The 17,867-nt window shown below is 54.3% G+C and carries 12 protein-coding genes; 1 reads left to right on the plus strand and 11 read right to left on the minus strand.

The window, feature by feature from the left end:
- The 7 genes from QJ48_RS06980 to QJ48_RS07010 form a co-directional block, all read right to left on the minus strand.
- A partial coding sequence (locus QJ48_RS06980) for an alpha/beta fold hydrolase (RefSeq protein ID WP_157261549.1) occupies positions 1–477 on the minus strand: 477 nt, incomplete at its 3' end.
- A 21-nt stretch (positions 478–498) separates the two neighbouring features.
- On the minus strand, positions 499–1,818 hold the full coding sequence (locus QJ48_RS06985; RefSeq protein ID WP_082420381.1) for a triacylglycerol lipase: 1,320 nt from the start codon (positions 1,816–1,818) through the stop codon (positions 499–501).
- 151 nt (positions 1,819–1,969) lie between these two features.
- Positions 1,970–2,710, minus strand: a complete 741-nt coding sequence (gene fabG / locus QJ48_RS06990) for a 3-oxoacyl-ACP reductase FabG (protein ID WP_054972919.1) — start codon at positions 2,708–2,710, stop codon at positions 1,970–1,972.
- Positions 2,707–3,627 carry an alpha/beta fold hydrolase gene (locus tag QJ48_RS06995; protein ID WP_054972920.1) on the minus strand — a complete coding sequence of 307 codons (921 nt, stop codon included), beginning with the start codon at positions 3,625–3,627 and terminating at the stop codon, positions 2,707–2,709. Before QJ48_RS06995 ends, fabG begins: the two co-directional genes overlap by 4 nt.
- The gene (locus QJ48_RS07000; protein ID WP_054972921.1) at positions 3,617–4,651 is read right to left on the minus strand and encodes a 3-oxoacyl-ACP synthase; all 1,035 of its coding nucleotides are present in this window, start codon (positions 4,649–4,651) and stop codon (positions 3,617–3,619) included. Before QJ48_RS07000 ends, QJ48_RS06995 begins: the two co-directional genes overlap by 11 nt.
- Positions 4,648–7,863 carry a BTAD domain-containing putative transcriptional regulator gene (locus QJ48_RS07005; RefSeq protein WP_054972922.1) on the minus strand — a complete coding sequence of 1,072 codons (3,216 nt, stop codon included), beginning with the start codon at positions 7,861–7,863 and terminating at the stop codon, positions 4,648–4,650. The genes QJ48_RS07000 and QJ48_RS07005 overlap by 4 nt, the downstream gene beginning before the upstream one ends.
- Before the next feature lie 45 nt (positions 7,864–7,908).
- Positions 7,909–9,420: a class I adenylate-forming enzyme family protein gene (locus QJ48_RS07010; RefSeq protein ID WP_054972923.1), complete on the minus strand. Its 1,512-nt coding sequence runs from the start codon at positions 9,418–9,420 to the stop codon at positions 7,909–7,911.
- 1,155 nt (positions 9,421–10,575) lie between these two features.
- Here QJ48_RS07010 and QJ48_RS07015 point away from each other — a divergent pair.
- Entirely contained in the window at positions 10,576–11,007 is a 432-nt protein-coding gene (locus QJ48_RS07015; RefSeq protein ID WP_054972924.1) for a hypothetical protein, read from the plus strand.
- A 360-nt stretch (positions 11,008–11,367) separates the two neighbouring features.
- Here QJ48_RS07015 and QJ48_RS07020 read toward each other — a convergent pair whose 3' ends face one another.
- From QJ48_RS07020 to QJ48_RS07035, 4 genes are all read right to left on the minus strand, one after another.
- On the minus strand, positions 11,368–13,548 hold the full coding sequence (locus tag QJ48_RS07020; RefSeq protein WP_054972925.1) for a molybdopterin oxidoreductase family protein: 2,181 nt from the start codon (positions 13,546–13,548) through the stop codon (positions 11,368–11,370).
- Positions 13,549–13,575: 27 nt separating this feature from the next.
- A complete protein-coding gene (nirD, locus tag QJ48_RS07025) occupies positions 13,576–13,932 on the minus strand; it encodes a nitrite reductase small subunit NirD (RefSeq protein WP_054972926.1) in 357 nt (118 codons plus the stop codon).
- Positions 13,933–13,945: 13 nt separating this feature from the next.
- Entirely contained in the window at positions 13,946–16,366 is a 2,421-nt protein-coding gene (gene nirB / locus QJ48_RS07030; RefSeq protein WP_054972927.1) for a nitrite reductase large subunit NirB, read from the minus strand.
- Positions 16,367–16,436: 70 nt separating this feature from the next.
- Positions 16,437–17,684 (minus strand): NarK/NasA family nitrate transporter, encoded by a 1,248-nt coding sequence (locus QJ48_RS07035; RefSeq protein ID WP_054972980.1) that lies wholly within the window; start codon positions 17,682–17,684, stop codon positions 16,437–16,439.
- Positions 17,685–17,867 lie beyond the last annotated feature (183 nt).

Raw genomic sequence — 17,867 nt, forward strand, 5'->3', positions numbered from 1 at the left:
TGCCGTTCCTCCTCCCGAACCGGCGTAATTGTCGTAACAAGGCGTTCCATAATCGTCCTTGGTGCCGCCAAAGCCGTATGGCGAAAGCGGGGACATCAAAACGAGCGAACGAACAGCCGCAGGTTGATCGATGGCAAGCTGCATGGCAATTCCTGCTCCCAGCGACCAGCCCAGTACATGTACAGGTTGACTCATGCCGAGAGCATCCAAAAACGACTTCAAATCGTCGGACCAATCGCGCAGCCCCCGCGTTGCATCGATAGGGAGCGCTTCCGTTTGACCGTATCCGCGCAAATCCGGAGCAAGTACCCAGTAGTCCTCAGACAATGCGCGAAGGGTGTCGTCCCAGAATAAATTCGCAGAAACGTTGCCATGAATAAGAAGAAGCGGCGGATTTTCAGCGCTGCCCGCAGATAAATAGGAAACATGCAAGCGGTCGGTTTGGATCGATTCAGGCTGTAAAGTCGTTAGGGTCATGCAGATACCTCCCATGGATCGTTAGTTTTGTTTGAGCCACTGATCAATCTGTTTCACCGAAGCAGCCGCCCAGCCAAGCTGCAAATGATTATGCTGCACCGTTACGTTGCCGGCGACATTGCCGATTCCTTGCACCGCTGCCGCGCTTGCAATGAAGACGACGCCATCGCTCGGGCCCGTATGTTCGCTGTGAATCGCCGGAATGTCATTTTTATCTCCCGACAGCAAATAGGTCTGAATACTGGCCGGAATGCCCGCATTCAAAATGGGTTCAACCAACGATCCCTGCTGAATCGCAGCGTCGATCCCGTTGCTATTCGTAAAGAATCCCTGACCGCCGTAGTAAGTCGTATACCAATCCTGCTCAAGCGCAGGAAGCGGATATTCGTCTACCCATTTGCCAAGCATTTGCTTTTGCCCCGGGAAAAAATTGCCTGACGCTGTATTGTAAATCGACAGCTCGGGATGGTTCCTCGATATCCCCCAGCATACCATTTGCGTGTGTGGAGAAGGCGCATTGACAACACCGCCGCATTCAGGGAAAATGCTAAGATTATGCGACCAGCCGTGGCGGAAGATGTAATCAAATCCTTTGTTCGGATTGCCGACCAGGACCAGCTTGCGAATATCTTGGCTGTAGCTCGTGCCCCCCGCTTTTTTGACAGAGGAAGCATACATCCGCGAAGCGAAAGCGCCTTTGCTCCATCCGATAACATCGACTTTGCTTTCGCCTGTTACGTTTTGGATAATCGTAATCGCATCGTGAATTTGTTCGGCGCTGTAATAGTTGTCCCCTTGCTTATGCGGAAAATTAATCGCGAACACTTTGTAGCCTTTGCCGACCAAGTCCTGCATCATGCCAGTGCCGGGGCACGAAATTGCGCCGCAGCCGTAGGAGCCAAGCTCATTCGGATTCGCCCAAGCGCGATCCGCGTTATCGTTAGCGCCGTGCACGAGCAGAACCGGCGTTTTTACCGGATTGCTGTCGTACTTCGGAGCGTAGTAAAGCAAGAAACGGCTGGAATGCGGTTTTTTCACCCCTCCGAAAAACGTAAGGCGTTGTCCGTCCTGATCGCCTCGCCCATCTTGGGGGTAGTCCTCGGCAGCGAACATTGGATTGTTGTCCTTCCAACGCTCCACCTTGCTCCATCCATTGCTAACCGTTGTAAACGTCTGCTCCAGCACCAAATTGGATGCTGCTGCCCCTGCCGTTCCTCCTGCAACTTCCGCAGCTCCCGTCCCCCCTGCTGTCTCTGCTCCGCTCACTCCAGCATTAGGCACGAGCAGCGCGCAGACGATCAACAGCGCCGTTGTTACCGATGGCAACCATCTTTTGTACATGTATCCAATCTCCCTTCATGGCGACTGTTCACGCATATCCAAAAGTCACAGCCGCACCGTGTTTTTATGCGTCCCTAAACGCATGGTTTCATCATAATTGGAAGCGGTTGCATTTCAGTTGCAGAAGACGGCGAGCGCTTGTTTGGGCTGCTTAGATGACTAAACCTCCGTTTACTTCCAGTACTGTACCATTGACGTAATCCGATTCGGAGGAAGCAAGAAATAAGTACGCATTCGCGACATCCATCGGCCGCCCAAGGCGGCGGAGTGGAATTTTCTCCAGCATCTGCTGAACCACTTTCTCCGGCATCTTTGCCACCATCCCCGTCTCAATAAAGCCCGGCGCAACCGCATTGGCCTGAATACCTTTCGGACCAAGCTCCTTCGCCCACGTTTTCGTCATACCTATAATTCCCGCTTTGGTCGCGGCATAATTGGTTTGCCCGATGTTGCCATGCACGCCTACAATCGATGCCGTACTGATAATTTTCCCGCTTCCGCGTTCGATCATCGAATGGATTAGCGCCTTGGTGCAATAGAAAACGCCGTTCAAATTCACTTGAATGACCCGGTGCCACTCCTCTTCGGTCATTTTGGCCAGCGTACGATCCTGCGTAATTCCCGCGTTATTGATCAAGACATCGATCGCACCGTATCGCGCCAGCACTTCTGCCGCCATTTTGGTGACACTGCCGCTGTCGGATACGTCCACTTCGATAAAATGCGCATCCGCCCCCTTTTGCAGCAAGGCCTGAATCGCTTCCTCCCCCTGTTGTTTGTTGTAGTCGGCAATAATGACGCGCGCTCCTTCCTGCGTAAAAAGCGCCGCTGTCTCTCGCCCGATGCCAGCGGCTCCTCCCGTAATAAGCGTTGTTTTCCCTTGCAGTCTCATGCTTGTCTCCTCCGTTCCATAAATTCGGCTACAACCTGGCAGAGCAGCGCCAGATTGTCCACCACAGGCGAATGGCCTGTATGATCCAACTCCCTGTAAACCACATGCTCGCCCAAATCCTCTACCATTTCCTCCGTCATCTGACGAGTGACAACTTTATCTTGGTTCCCCCATACAACGAGCGTTGGCATTGAAAGGCGTGCCGCATCGCCGCTGCCGCCCCATGCTTCATGATCCTTGGCGCTCATATTGAAGCGATTCATGGCATCGTAGACATCCAGCAAATTTTTTTGCGTCAGCATGTCGTTCAGATACGTCTCGTACCGGGCTTCATCCGGCTCCTGGATGACATAAACTTGACGATTCCACAAATTGCGCAAAAATGCTTTGTCCCGATGATCATAGGCTCGCTGCACCAGCTTCGTTTTGTCCATTTCGGCAATTTCCGCTCGGGTGCGAAGCCTTCTCGCCTGTACTTGTCCAGACTGTTCATCCCTCTCCTCTGCGTAGCACGGATAGCCTCTTGTTGACATGGACGCCAGCAAAATTAAGGTCTCGACGTACTGCGGATGCGAAGCTGCGAATTGCATGGCGACTCCGCCGCCCATCGACCAGCCCATCAACGTGAATGAAGCGAGGTTCAGCCCGTCCGCAAACAGCCGAAGATCATCCGAAAAATCAGCTATGCTGCGGACCGGTACATGATACGTAGAAGCACCAAAGCCTCGTAAATCAACAGCAATCAGCGTATGAGACGGGTCGAAGCTTTCCATAAACAGATCCCAATGCACGGATGAAGTCATATTGCCGTGGACGAGCAGCAGCGTCCGGCCGGTCGCCGTTCCGGTGCCTCTGCGCAAGCGGTAGGCCATCGTTTCGCCATTCGAGAGCTGTATCGACTTGAACTCAATTTCCATCGTCGGCTTCCCCCCATCGGATGGTCGTCGCTCCCCATGCATAGCCGATGCCGGCGCTAATCAGAACAACCACATCCCCATCTTTTAGCTTTCCGCTGCTTGCGGCCAGCTCTAAAGACAAAATTTGATCGAACTGTCCGATATGGCCGAATTCGTTCAAGTAAATGGACTGGTCATCGGATAATCCCAACTGGCGAAGTACGTAATCATGAGCGGATTTCTTCATGTGCAGCATCGCCGCATAGGCGATGTCCTTTTCGGTATACCCGCTCTTCGCAAGCGATTGCCGGACCGCCTCCAAAAAGTAGCCCATGGACTTTTCTTCAAGGCGCTCTTTCATCCGCTGCGGATTCGGAACGTGGAAAAAATGCTTTCGCTGCTTTATTGCTTCGGGCGTAAGCGGATGTTTCGTGCCGCCGGCCGGTACGATCACATCTTCGCTAAATGAGCCGTCCGTGATCAAATGGCTTGCCAGCACACGATTGCGCCCATATTCGCGCTGCAGCAGGATCGCCCCTCCGCCTGCTCCGAGGTTGAACATAAATGACGTATGCCGATTGCCGTAGTCAATCAAATCGCCATTGCGGTAACCGCCCGCCATGAGCACGGTGCGAATCGAACGATCGGCGATCATCATGCTCTGCGCCACCTTTAAAGCCATCACCGTCGTGCTGCAGCGCATACCGACGTCAAACGCCCAAGCGCGGATCGCCCCTACCTCCTGCTGAAGCTTCATGGCCGCTGTCCAAACCGGATACTCCTTGTGTTCTTCGCCGATGTAGATGACCAGATCGATGTCTGCCGGATCAAGCTGAGCTTTGGCAATGGCCAGCCTTGCCGCACGAATTCCCATCTCGCAGCTGTGGTCATCGGCTCCCGGCACGGGCTTACTGAGAATGCCGAACTTATTCTCGACCACGTCCTGCGGCACACCGGACAGCTCGCTAATTTCCTTGCTTGTCTGGAACGTCTCCGGGATGTACATGCCCGTACTTACGATACCTATGGGTACTGCACTCGTCATCTTGCTTCGCTCCACTTCTGTTGTGTCATTTTGGCATACAGCTGATTTGTCACCGGCATCGGCTCCACCCCAAGCTCCGACTCCAGCGCCTTGCTGCATCGGGCATACCATTTAAGCGCTTGGTGGCGGTTATTGTTGCTATAGTGGCACTTCATCCCCAAGCGATACGCTTCTTCCCAGCACGGATCTTTCTCGATAATCCGCTCGCACCAGCAAATGGCCTTATCGAAGTCACCCTGGGCCGCATGAAGCTCCGCCAATCGCTGCGCCCCTCTCAAGAACAGCACTTTCAACCGTTCCCGCTCCTGCGCGCACCAGTCTTCGTATCTTCTCTCGGGTATATACTCTCCTGCATATACGCTTAATGCTTTTTGCAGCATGTCTACGGCTTTCTGACGATCCTTCGCATCCAGACCGCGCCTGATTCCATCCTCAAAGGCGGCGGCATCAAGCTCGAAGCCGGAGGCAAGGCTCAGCCCGTACAAGGTGCCGCTGCGCTCCACGAAAAAGGGGGCGGCTCTCGCCTGCCGCTCAGGCTCCAATGCCGTGTTGAGCGCATTAAGCGCCACTTTAAAATCGCGATATGCCGCCTTATCGTCCAGATCGCCCCAGAGCAGCGCCATCACTTCCTCTTTGGGCAGCATGTGCTTTCTTCTTGTGACAAAAAGTTGAAAAAGCTCTTTCGCTTTGCCGCGCTGCCAATCTTTTTCCGTCACTTCTTTTTCCCCAAGCAGCACTTTAAAGCCGCCTAATGTCTGAATCCGCAGCGTATAGCCAGGATGGTATGTCAGCTGTTCGATTCCCAGATCGGACAACAGCACGGAGGTGTAGCTGATGTCCAGCTTCTTTTTGTGCGCTTCCAGCAGGATCGGAACAAGCTGCCTAAGATCGCGAGGCCCGAATAGCGTACGCTTGTGCAGTAAAAACTCGTACCCGCCTTCTTTCATCAGCTTTAGAAAACGCGAAGCGCAGCGATCCCGCAAATACTCCCTCTTCGTATGGTGCGCAAGCAAACATTGCCACAGCATCGCAACGGTTATTCCGTACCCGTCGCCGCATGCCTGAAAGTCCGATTCGCAAAGGGCAAGCCTTTCCGCTGCATCTTCCCACCTGCTGCCGCAGACGGCGGCAATGCCCATGCCGAGCCGAATCCACGCGGATAACCAGAGATCGTGGGCTTTTTCCGTTTCCAACAGCGCCTGCGCCCCGTACTCCATAGCAAGCTCTGTCGCTCCTTCACGACCGTACAGCAAGCATAGCCCCATCCAAGGCTCCGCTTTTCCTCTGGAAACTTGAAGCCCTTCCATCATCTCAATCGCTGTGCGATAGCAAGAAAGAGGCAGCCCCAGCTCATAACGGGGCAGGAGCAGCGCAGCATTTCCCATGCGCATCCATCCGCAAGCCTCCATGTAAGGAGCTTTGCCGGATACCCCCTGCATGATGCCGCGCTCCGCCCATTTCTTGGAGCTTTCCGAGTTGCCGGCCAAAGCTTCGATAAAAGACAATAAAACCGACGTTTCACGGTGCGATTTGGGCAAGTGCCCGTCTGCTGCCGCACCTTCGCAGCGCAATTTCCGCTCCAGCGCCTGACGCGCCTCCTGCAGACGGCCGGAACGCAAATGAAGCCGCGCCTCCAGCACATGATCCTGAAAATCGGCTTGCAGCGCCATGCATCTTCGGTACCACACTTCCGCTTCCTTTAATCGTCCGGCATTGACGAGATTTTCGCAGATTAAGCTGTACAGACGAACGCTTCCTTGCTCTGTCACTCCGTCAGCTTCCATCACGACAAGCGCCTGCTGCAAAAGCTGTTCCGCCTTCCCCGGCTCGATCGTATCGAGGAAAATATTAGCTTTCCGCTCAAGAGCCAGATTGGAGGCCGAGGAATAGCCCGCTTGCATAGCCAACTGCTCGCCCTTCGTGTAACAAAAAATGGCTCGGTCATACGAATAGCGGTACCGGTGCACGTCCCCCTCATACATCCACACCATGTAGTAGCGGTCTTTCAAAGGCTTGGGAAGGCGGGCCACGATCGCAAGCAAATGTTCAAGCTGGCCGAGCCTAAGCAGCTTATGGCCATGTTGATGAATCGCATGTGCGACTTTCTCGTACTGCTCCAGAGCGCACAGATGACCGATCATTTCAAGCCATTTTTGCTTGTGCTCGAAGTAATCGGCGGCACGCTGATGAGCAAGCGCATACTGCTGCGGTTTTGCCTGAAGCTGCTGCCTGACAAACTCGCGGAACATCGGATGATAGCGATAACCGGTATCGGCATAGGCCTGCAAAAACAGGCCCAAGCGCTCGATTCGCTCGATCATGTGCTGGGAATGAAGAGGCTGCAAGCCTAGCAATTCATCGCAAAGAGCAGGCGCAAACGTTTCCAGCACGCAGGTTTGTTCCACAAACCCGCGAACCTCGTCATTCTGGTGCCGCCACACTTCCAGCATCAGAAATCGATGCACATCGGCAGACGTATTTCTGGCGGCAGACAGCTGCTGCCACATCGCATGGACAGCCGTAATCCAGCCTTCTGTTTGCCGGTAAATTTCCTGAATATCGCCCTCATGCAGCAAAAATTCATAAGCATCCGCAAACAAGGTTTCGATCTCTTCCATGCTGAATGCAAGGTCATGCTCCCCGATTTCCAGCAGATTTCCTTTCACCTTCAACGTCACAAGCATATCCCACGACGGATGGATTCTGCTCGACAGTATGACATGGACGTGATGCGGCGCGTACTGCATAAACATTTGCATCCAATCATCAATTATCGAATGATGCGCCACATGGTGGTAATCATCGATTACAAGGTACACTTCCTGAGACAGCGCCAAAAGCTCGTTAACAAACAAAGAGCAAAGCAAGCGGGCGCTCTCTTGCGATTCGCAACCGCATGCCTGTTCGTTTACCCTATTCATCCAATCGTCCGCAAAATGCGGATAGTTTTTCCGAACGGCATGGATCAAATATAAGACAAACGTGGCCAGCTGCCTGTCTTCCGCGCCTACGCTGTACCAACAGCAAGCCGTGGCTTCGACTTGAAAAAAAGCAGAGAGCGCTGTGCTTTTTCCGTATCCCGCACCAGCGTAAACAAGCGTTAACGGATGCTGCTCGCAGCGCTTTAGCTTTTTGCTAAGAGTCGGCCGCAGCAGTACCGTTTTTTTGAGCGGGGGAGGTATCAGCTTCGTTTGGACAATTGCCGCAGTCATCGCTTCAATCAACCGCCTTTTACAACCGTATAGATCTCCGCTATACTACCCGTTCATTTCTTGGTACATTTGGCTGATCCGTTTCTTATCCACTTTGCCTACATGGGTTTTGGGCAGCTCCTGCAGAAACAAAAACCTTTTAGGAATCTTATACTTTCCGATTTTGCCTACGCAGTAGTTCCTCAACTCCTCATCGGTAAGCCCATGATCCGGGTGCAAGGCAACCGCCGCGGCGATCGCTTCCCCCCATTTGGGATCGGGAAGGCCGACGACTGCCGCTTCTTTAACCGCGGGGTGCTCCAGCATGATCTGCTCCACCTCGACGGGATGTACATTTTCTCCGCCTGTGATGATCATGTCTGTTTTACGGCCTACGATGTAGTAGAAGCCATCCTGATCCCGCCGGCCCATATCGCCTGTCCGCAGCCAGCCGTCAACAAAGGCGGATTGCGTCGCCGCCGGCTGGTTCCAATAGCATTGGAACACATGCTTGCCGCGCAGCCATATTTCGCCCACGTCTCCAATGGCCGCTTCGCAGCCGCTGTCTGAAACAATTTTCACCTGCACCAGCATCATCGGCTTCCCGACCGATCTTCGCTTATGGACGACAGCGCGGGGGTCCATATAAAAATTGTTCGGCCCCGCCTCCGTTAAGCCATAGCCTTCTTTGAACGTCAGACCCTTGCTCTCGAAGGCTTCGTAGATTGCAATCGGGCATGGCGCGCCCCCGGAGAGAAACGTGTGCACATGCGGAAATTGCGCATGCGCAAACGCTGGCAAATCGATCATCATCCGGTACATCGTCGGCACCATCAGCACGATCGTACAGGCATAGCGCTGAATCAGTTCCATTAACGGCTCCGCCCGGGATTCTTTGCTTACCACCACGGTGCCGCCGGCGTACAAAACCGGCAGGCAAAGCGCATTAATTCCTCCCGTGTGGAACAATGGTAGTGATGTCACAGTAACATCGCTTGCCGTCAAATTCCAACTCACGATCGTATTCAACATGTTCCACAGCACCGATTGGTGCGACAGCACGACACCCTTGGGTTTTCCGGTCGTTCCACCGGAATAGATCATCATGCAGCTTTCTGCCGCTTCATCGCCGCATTCTGCTTCCAGATGTCTCAGCGGAATTGCAGCGCTGATGATGCCCTCGTACTCCACTCCGCCAGCTTGCAGCGTGATTGGAGCAAACAGGCCGCAAGCCAACGGCTCCAGTTCACTATGGTACAGCAAAGCTTTCGGTGTGCAATCGCTTACAATAGCGTTTAATTCGCTGCCGGATAAACGCCAGTTCAGCGGCACGAATACGGCGCGCAGCTTGATGCACGCAAACAGCGCATCCCAGCAGCAAAGATCATTCTGCGCAAGCACAGCGACACGATCCCCGGGCGCTACGCCTGCCGCTTCCAAATAGCCCGCCAGACGGCAGGCTCGTTCGTTCATTTGGGCGTAGCTCCACGATTCCCCTGTCTCTGCGTTTATTGCCGCTGTTCGCTGGGGAGTTAAGGCGCTTCTGGCTGCCAGCCAATCCATTGAATCCTTTCTCATATGCTCGACCCCTATAGTCCATGATCTGTCCATTCGTTTGTACTATAGATAGGTTACAAAGCAGTTACAAATTTGCGCTAATAAGCGGCTTGAAGTGCGCACCGTCATATTCGCAATGATCGTTCTACTCATTGATATCCAAATTTTTGGACCGCTGACCAGGAGCTTTAGTAATCTCCCCCTCATACGGAACATCTATATAAGTTGAGTCTTGCAAATTCACTACCTCACGCCTAAAAAGGACAGACGGGTAGCGTAGTGGGTGTACAGTCGTTATGTACTGAGCTTCAATTCGTCCAGAATTTCGGCAAGCGATCTTTGTGCCAAAGCCTGCTGGTAGACGTAGACCACTGTCTACCAGGATGATCCTTGCGAATGCGGCTGACAACATAGCCTGGGTCAGCTTGTTCCAACACCTCTTGACCATTCATGACGTTGAGTTTCCAAGAAGTTGTAGACAAGCAATTGATGGTCCAGAAGCGCTGAATCGCCGGTTTCAATGCTCCAACACACGTCGTATTAGCGCAGGATGGTCACAAGATCCAGGCTCTTATTCGTGCAAAGGATACAACCATCCATCGGCGTGGACACCAATTCGTTTCTGAGGGTTCATAAGCTTCGATGAGTTCCACAGCGAGATCGTTCTTGCTTTTAAACGTTAGCTTGTGAGCAGTGCAATATTCCTCACGAAAATAGGGACGGAAATCCCATATACCTAGACATCTCCTTTTTAGGAATTTGTGGTGTGGTAACCAACAACTTCTCCAAATTCGGCAGATGTCCTTTTCGTTTTTTGCAATTCGACAAAGGTTCTTATGAGTCTACAAATGGTTACTTTGTTTTACAGCAAGTTTTTTGCAAGAGTCAAGTATAAAGCTTTATTGACGATTTGCATCTGGATAAGCTTCTAACAGATCGGATAAGAAACATATCCAATCCGCCTTCTTTTCTCCCCGATGATGGACTTGTCCAGTCTCATAGTTAATCGCACCAAACAACTTGGCGTTTCATGTCGATCATATTTATCAATTTATATAAAATATAGTAAATATTTACTATAATGTTTATTGAAAATTGGTAGTTCAGTAATATAGATCTGACTTCTAAAAAAAACTATAATCAAATAGAAATTACAAAATAATAGGAGGTTTTCAAATGAAAGGTAAATTGTTTTCTTCTCTGATTGCATCTGCTATCTTGTTAGCTGTTGGAACACAGAGCGCTTCTGCCCAATTGGGGGATGACTCACGTCCCTTTGCAAGATGGGCAAATCCAGATTGGCACTACACGGCACCACTCCTTTCCTCTAGTGATGAGGACTGGTACTACTGGATTAACGAAACGGATAGTTACAAATTTATTTGGGCCAGTGTACAATCCCCTGCCGGATTAAACTATGATATTAGAGGGTTCGTTGTTACCCCTTCGGGACAGGAATACGAGATTCACTCCAACGAAAGTGGTCCCGGAGGCATTGATTCATTCGGTATAGGCATGAACCCGGGTGATAAGATATATTTTCGAATTAGACCTGACTTGGTTGACTACAATCCAACTCTAAATTACGATTTTCGCATTAGTTATTAATAAGGAAGTATTTTTATGTTGGAACAAAACAGTTCACCCCTAGGGAGAAGGACTGTTTTGTCAACGTCTCAATGTTCTATGAAATTAAATGTGTAAAGCAATGACATTTTCAATCCGGTCTGCCACTCAGCTTAAAAATTTCGTAACTATCATCTTGAATTCTCCCTCTGGAGCATCATCGATGAAACAGTAATTCTCCGTGAAAGTGATCGCAATTATTACATCACCAGATATAATCCTTTGATATAACTCTTTAGAGCTGACACCATCGGCCGACCGATCTCTCGGCACACATAATTATTCCATCCAAAATTAAGGTTAAAAAGACACTCGAAAAAAAACTTCCCCCCCCGCCACACACTACGGCACACGCTCCACCTTCACGGCGCACAGCTTAAATTCCGGCATCCTGCTGGTCGGGTCCAGGGCGTCGTTGGTCAGCCGGTTGACCGACAGCTGCTCCCCCCAATGAAAAGGCACAAACACGGTGCGCGGCTGGATGCCTTCCGTCACCTTCACTTGAAACACGAGCGAGCCCCGGCGGCTTGTGATCCGGATGCGGTCTTCCACACGCAAGCCGATTTTCTGCGCCAGCCAAGGGTGGATTTCCGCCACGGGCACCGGCGCTTTTTTATTCAGTCCCTCCGTGCGCCTCGTCTGCGCGCCGCTCAAGTAATGGCTCGCTGCGCGCCCAGTTGTCAGCACATACGGATAGTCGCGGTCGGCCGGCTCCGCGGGCATTTTGGGCGTGATGCCGAACAGTCTGGCTTTCCCGTCGGGATGATGGAAGCGTTCCTGAAACAAATAAGGCGTACCCGGATGCTCAGGAGCCGGACAAGGCCAAAATATGCCCTTCTCCCGCTTCAGCCGTTCATACGTGATGCCGCTGTAATCCGCCTTGCCCCCGGCTGTTGCCAACGCCAATTCATTAAAGACTTCCTCAATGCCGCCATAGCGAAAAAAAGCCCCGCTCCCCAGCTCTTTCGCCAAGCCGCATAGGATTTCGTAGTCCAGCCTGCTGTTCCCCGGCGGCTCCAGCACCTTTCCCCGGTGGAACACTCGGCCCTCCAAATTGGTTAAGGTACCTTCTCCCTCCAGAAACGAAGACCCCGGTAGCAGCCAATGGGCGTAACGGGCGGTTTCAGTCTCGAACAGGTCGATGACGACGAGCAGCTCCAGCTTCCGTAAGGCACGCTCGACCATCGAATTGTTGGGACTCGATACGACCGGGTTGGAGCCAAGCACGATTAGCGCCTTGATTTCGCCTTCGTCGATTTTTTGCAGCATCTCGTAGGCGGAGACGCCCTTGCCGGGTAGTTCGGTCGGATCAATTCCCCACACCTTCGCCACACGCTCGCGGGCGGCCGGGTCTTCGATCAGTCGGTAGCCGGGAAGCTGGTCCGCCTTCTGTCCGTGCTCGCGGCCGCCCTGTCCGTTCGCTTGGCCGGTCACCGCGCCGTAGCCGCAGCCGGGCCGGCCGATTTTGCCGGTGATCAAGGCCAGATTGATGTAATTGAGCGTATTTTCCACGCCGTTGACCTGCTGCTCCAGTCCCCGCGCCGTAAGCACAATCCCCGTTTCCGCCTTGGCAAATCCGCGGGCGATGGTGCGAACGAGGCCTTCGAGAACGCCGGTCAACCGCTCGACATAATCCGGCGTATAGGCCTTAACGGCTTCGGCCAACTGCTCAAAGCCGTGCGTCCGCTCGCGGACAAACGATTCCGCGTACAGCTTTTCCGCCACGATCACATGAAGCAAGCCGTTGACGAATACGGAGTCGAAGCCCGGCTGCAGCCGCACGTGAATGTCCGCCGCCTTGGAGGTCATCGTATTGCGCGGATCGACGGTGACGATCGTGGCGCCGTTCTTCTTGGCCGCCAACAGATAAGGCATCATGGTCGGCTGGCATTCCGCAATATTCGTGCCGGCTAGGATAATGTACCGCGCATGCGGAATTTCATGAAGCGGCATCGTCATGCCCCGGTCGAGACCGAAAGCCTGATTGGCGGCAGCAGCCGCCGAGGACATACAGTACCGCCCGTTATAATCGATGTATTTGGTTTTAAGCGCCACCCGCGCAAACTTGCCAAGCAAGTAGCCGACCTCGTTGGTCAGCGAGCCTCCGCCGTAGACGGCAACTGCGTCGTTGCCGTATTCCGCCTGGATATGACGGATTTGCCCGGCAATCTCCTTCAAGGCAGTATCCCAAGATTCCGGTCGATGCCCGCCTGCCGCAGAGCCTCGCGAAGCGTCAGAATCAAACCGTTCCACCCTTCGCAAAGGCTCGGTAATCCGTTCCGGATGAAGCACATGCTCCAAAGCGTGCAGCCCTTTCTGGCATAGCCGGCCCGCTGCCACCGGAAAATCCGGGCTCGGCTTAATGACCAGACCCGGATTGTTATCGCTGGGAGTCAGCACCATCTGGCATTGCATACTGCAAAAGCAGCAGTGCGATGACCGGCTTTCCGCCGTACTTGTTTTTGCGGCTGTTTTCCCGCTCGCCGTTGCCTTCGTACTTAACAAATCCAGCGCATTCGCCATCGTCGTCGCACCCCCGTGAACATCACATCAGCCGGCCTTTTCCACCGACGCTGGAAACCCGATATAGACGGCTCCATCCTGTATTTTGGTCGCATAGGTGCGAACGCATCCCGTATCCGGCGCCTGAACGAGTCCGGAGGAAAGATCGATCCTGCGGTCGTGCATCGGGCAGAACACATGGTCGCCGCAGACGATCCCTTCCGCCAGTACTCCGTCCTTGTGCGGACAACGATTTCGTATCGCTTTGACGCTCCCGCTGCCGAGCCGGAACAACGCCACTTCATCGCCCTGATAACGGACGGTCTTTCCGGTATTGACCGGCAGCTCCTCGTACAAGGCCGCCCAAACCCAAACGATGCTTTCCCTTTCCTGTGTTACGCTCATCCGTTTCTCCTCCTTACAGCTCAACGACTTCGTAGAGGTCTTTTTGAATTTTCTCGCTTTCGATCGCTTCTTTCCAAGGGTCCTTCGTGACCGACAGGGTGATGTCCATCCGCTCGCAGAGCGCCCTGCGCTCCTCCGCATTCTCGACGACCTTGCGGATGCTTTCGATGCCGATCCGCTTGACCCATTCGCTGGTCCGTTCGCCGTAGTTGGCGTTCTCGCGGTAATATTGCAGGTACGCCTCCGCATACTCCACGACTTCGTCTTCCGTCTTCACCGTGGTCAAAAGATCGCCGGCCCGCACCTTCACGCCGCCGTTGCCGCCCGCATACAGCTCCCAGCCTCCGTCGATGGCAACGACGCCCAGGTCTTTAATAACGGATTCCGCGCAGTTTCGCGGGCACCCGGACACGGCCATCTTGACCTTGGCCGGCGTGTTCAGCCGCTCGAAGCGCTTCTCCAGCCGGATGCCCATGCCCATCGAATCGGCGGTGCCGAACCGGCAGTACTCCGCGCCGACGCATGTTTTGACGGTACGGAGCGCCTTCCCGTAGGCATACCCGGACGGCATATCCAGTTCCTCCCACATGCGGGTCAAATCCTCTTTCTTCACGCCCAGCAGATCGATCCGCTGTCCGCCGGTCAGCTTCACCGTCGGGACGTCGAACTTCTCCGCCACCTCGGCGATCCTCTTCAGCTCGGCCGGACTCGTCACGCCGCCGTACATCCGGGGGACGACGGAATACGTACCGTCCTTCTGGATGTTCGCGTGCATCCGCTCGTTCACGAACCGGGAGGTGCGGTCATCCTTGTAAACAGTCGGGTGCACCATACCCAAGTAATAATTAAGCGCAGGGCGGCACTTCGAGCAGCCTTCCTCCGTTTTCCAGCCAAGCACGTTCATCACCTCGCGGACGTAGCCCAGTCCTTTCTCGCGAATGGCGGCTATAATCTCTTCCCGGGAATGCTCCGTACAGCCGCACATCGTTTCTTTAACGGCCTGACGGTCGTAGGAATCGCCCAAAGTATAGGCCAGCAGATCGCCGACCAGTGGCTTGCAGCCCCCACAGGAACGGGATGCGCTGGTGCAGTTCTTCACTTCCTCGACCGACGTCAGCCCCTGCTCCCGGATCGCCGAGCAGATCGCGCCTTTGCTGACGCCGTTGCAGCCGCAGACGATCGTATCGTCGCTCATCGCGGCGGCACCGGAACCGGCGCTGCCTCCCGAACCGGCAGAATCCTGAAGGATAGATGCCTTCTCCATACCGCTGATGTCGGAGCCATCGCGGATCATCTGCATCAGCCGCGTGCCGTCCGACGTATCCCCGAACAGCACCGCGCCGATCATTTTGTTGTCGCGGATCACGACCTTTTTGTAGACGCCCGAATATTCGTCGTGCACGCGGATCGTCTTGCAGCCCTCGCTCTCCAGAAATTGACCGCCCGAAAATACGTCCACGCCGGACACCTTCAGCTTCGTGTACACGATCGAGCCTTCGTATGGAGCCGTCTCCACCGCCGCTAGATATTTCGCAAGCACCGCCCCTTGCTCATAGAGCGGAGCGACAAGACCATACACGACCCCGCGGTGCATCGCGCATTCGCCGACCGCATAAATGTCCGGCATGCTCGTTTGCATGTAATCGTTCACGACGATGCCGGGATTGACTTCGAGCCCGATCGATTTGGCCAGCTCGACGTTCGGGCGAATCCCGACGGCCATGACGACAAGATCCGCTTCCGCCACGCTGCCGTCCTTGAACTTGAGTCCGGCGACCCGCTGATCTCCAAGGATTTCGGCAGACTGCTTTTCGAGCAAAAAGTTCATCCCCTGCGCTTCCAGCGCCTCCTGCAGCAGTTTGGAGGCCGTACGGTCCAACTGGCGTTCCATCAGCGTATCTCCGAGATGGACGACATCCACCTTCATCCCGAGATTCAGAAACCCTCTCGCCGCTTCCAGCCCAAGCAGCCCGCCGCCGATGACGACGGCTTTCTTGTATTTTCGGGCCGCATCGATCATCAATTCGCAGTCGCGGATCGTGCGGCAAGCCATCACGCCTTCCTTATCCGCGCCCGGCAGCGGCAGCATAAACGGATTCGAGCCGGTGGCCAGAATCAACTTGTCGTAATCCACCGTAACCCCTTGATCGCTCGTGACCGTCCGCGCCTGCGTATCGATGCCCGTCACGGTATGCCCGGTGTACAACGTGATCCCGTTCGCTTTGTACCAGTCCCAAGGATGAATGACGATATCCTCTACGCTGGAATCCCCCGCGAGCACGTAGGACAGCAGAATCCGGTTATAGTTCGGATGAGGCTCGCTGCCAAAAATCGTAATTTCATAGTTGCCGGGCGCCAGCTTGAGCAGATGCTCAATCACGTTGACCCCGGCCATTCCGTTCCCGACGAGCACGAGCTTTTGTTTGTTCGACATGGACCAATCATCCTTTCATCAAGAGAATGGGTACAACCTTATACGTTCTCTATCAACATCCATCAACGACTTACTGCACAGGGACTTCGCCCCCTATCCCTTCCCTGGGGGACACGGTCACTTTGCCGCCTTCGCCGATCCAGGTGCGCTTCCATTGGCCTTGGACCACCGCCACCAATACGACGCACGAAAGCGCGATGACGCTTAGGATCAAAAATCCGGATGCAAAAGAGCCGGTGGCGAGCTTCAGATTGCCGAGAATTTTGGGCAGAAAAAATCCCCCAAGCCCTCCGGCCGCGCCGACAATGCCGGTAACGATCCCGATCTCCTCGCGGAAGCGCTGGGGAACGAGCTGGAACACCGAGCCGTTGCCCATGCCCAGACACATCATGGCCGTGAAGAGCAGCGCCGTCGTTACCGCAAGCGGCGGTAAAGTGGAAATGCCCGCCATCAGCAGAGCGACGACTCCGTATAGGCCCATCAGCATCCGGATCCCGCCGATTTTATCGGCCAGCCAGCCGCCGACCGGACGGAAGAAGCTCCCGCCGATGACGCATAAGGTGGTAAAATCGGCGGCTTTCACCGGAGACAGCCCGTACTCCGTATTGAAAAAGATCGTCAGATAAGTGGATAAGCCGACGAAACCGCCGAAGGTCACGCCGTACAATAGGCAAAACAACCAAGAATCCCTTTGCTTCAGCACCTTTCCGTAGTCGGCCAGCTTTTTGGGCGCGGGCTGATTGGGGCTGTCTTTCGCCAAGATCGAAAAAACGATCAACGTCAAAGCGATCGGAATCATCGCGATCCCGAATACGACGTGCCAATCCCCGTAATACTGGGCGATCCGGTTCGCAAAGAGCGTAGCGAAAATCGTCCCGCTGTTCCCCGCGCCGGCAATGCCCATTGCAAGCCCCTGATATTGCGGCGGGTACCATCTGCTCGCCAGCGGCAGGGCGGCCGCGAAGCTGGCTCCGGCAATGCCGAGCAGCAGCGCGATCGCATACATCTCGCCGATCGTGTCGGCAAACTGCCAGCCCCACCATAACGGGACGAGCGTGATCCCCAGTCCGATCTGGCCGGTCAGCTTCGGCCCGATCTTATCCGTCAAATAGCCGAGCACCAGCCGCAGGACCGACCCGCCCAGAGTCGGCAATGCCACCAAATTCGCTTTTTCCGCGGCATTCAGCTCGAATTCCCCCGCGATAATCACGGCGAGCGGTCCGAGCAAGACCCAAACCATAAAGCTCATATCGAAGTACAAAAACGAACTGAATAACGATCCCTTGTGCCCGCTCTGCCAAAAACTTTTGCGTTCGATCATGTGGACCTCTCCTTTTCCCTCGTGCCGTATTTCTCTTCAAGCTATGTGACAAAGACGACCAACCGGACGCACGAAGACGGAACAGCTCATCGGCCTCTTTGTCATGCAGCCGCGTCATCGTAGCCGAAACATAAAAAGCCTACCCCTGTACATTCGTTCAGGGATAGGCCTCATTGCCGA

Origin of the sequence: Paenibacillus sp. A3 (genome assembly GCF_001399685.1) — a bacterium.
Taxonomy (GTDB): domain Bacteria; phylum Bacillota; class Bacilli; order Paenibacillales; family NBRC-103111; genus Paenibacillus_G.

Excerpts from the sequence above, each read along its gene's own strand:
- QJ48_RS07010 (WP_054972923.1), bottom strand. The coding sequence starts at position 9,420 with ATGAGAAAGGATTCAATGGATTGGCTGGCAGCCAGAAGCGCCTTAACT.
- QJ48_RS06985 (WP_082420381.1), bottom strand. The coding sequence starts at position 1,818 with ATGTACAAAAGATGGTTGCCATCGGTAACAACGGCGCTGTTGATCGTC.
- QJ48_RS06995 (WP_054972920.1), bottom strand. The coding sequence starts at position 3,627 with ATGGAAATTGAGTTCAAGTCGATACAGCTCTCGAATGGCGAAACGATG.
- nirD (WP_054972926.1), bottom strand. The coding sequence starts at position 13,932 with ATGAGCGTAACACAGGAAAGGGAAAGCATCGTTTGGGTTTGGGCGGCC.
- QJ48_RS07000 (WP_054972921.1), bottom strand. The coding sequence starts at position 4,651 with ATGACGAGTGCAGTACCCATAGGTATCGTAAGTACGGGCATGTACATC.
- QJ48_RS07020 (WP_054972925.1), bottom strand. The coding sequence starts at position 13,548 with ATGGCGAATGCGCTGGATTTGTTAAGTACGAAGGCAACGGCGAGCGGG.
- fabG (WP_054972919.1), bottom strand. The coding sequence starts at position 2,710 with ATGAGACTGCAAGGGAAAACAACGCTTATTACGGGAGGAGCCGCTGGC.
- QJ48_RS07015 (WP_054972924.1), top strand. The coding sequence starts at position 10,576 with ATGAAAGGTAAATTGTTTTCTTCTCTGATTGCATCTGCTATCTTGTTA.
- QJ48_RS07005 (WP_054972922.1), bottom strand. The coding sequence starts at position 7,863 with ATGACTGCGGCAATTGTCCAAACGAAGCTGATACCTCCCCCGCTCAAA.
- nirB (WP_054972927.1), bottom strand. The coding sequence starts at position 16,366 with ATGTCGAACAAACAAAAGCTCGTGCTCGTCGGGAACGGAATGGCCGGG.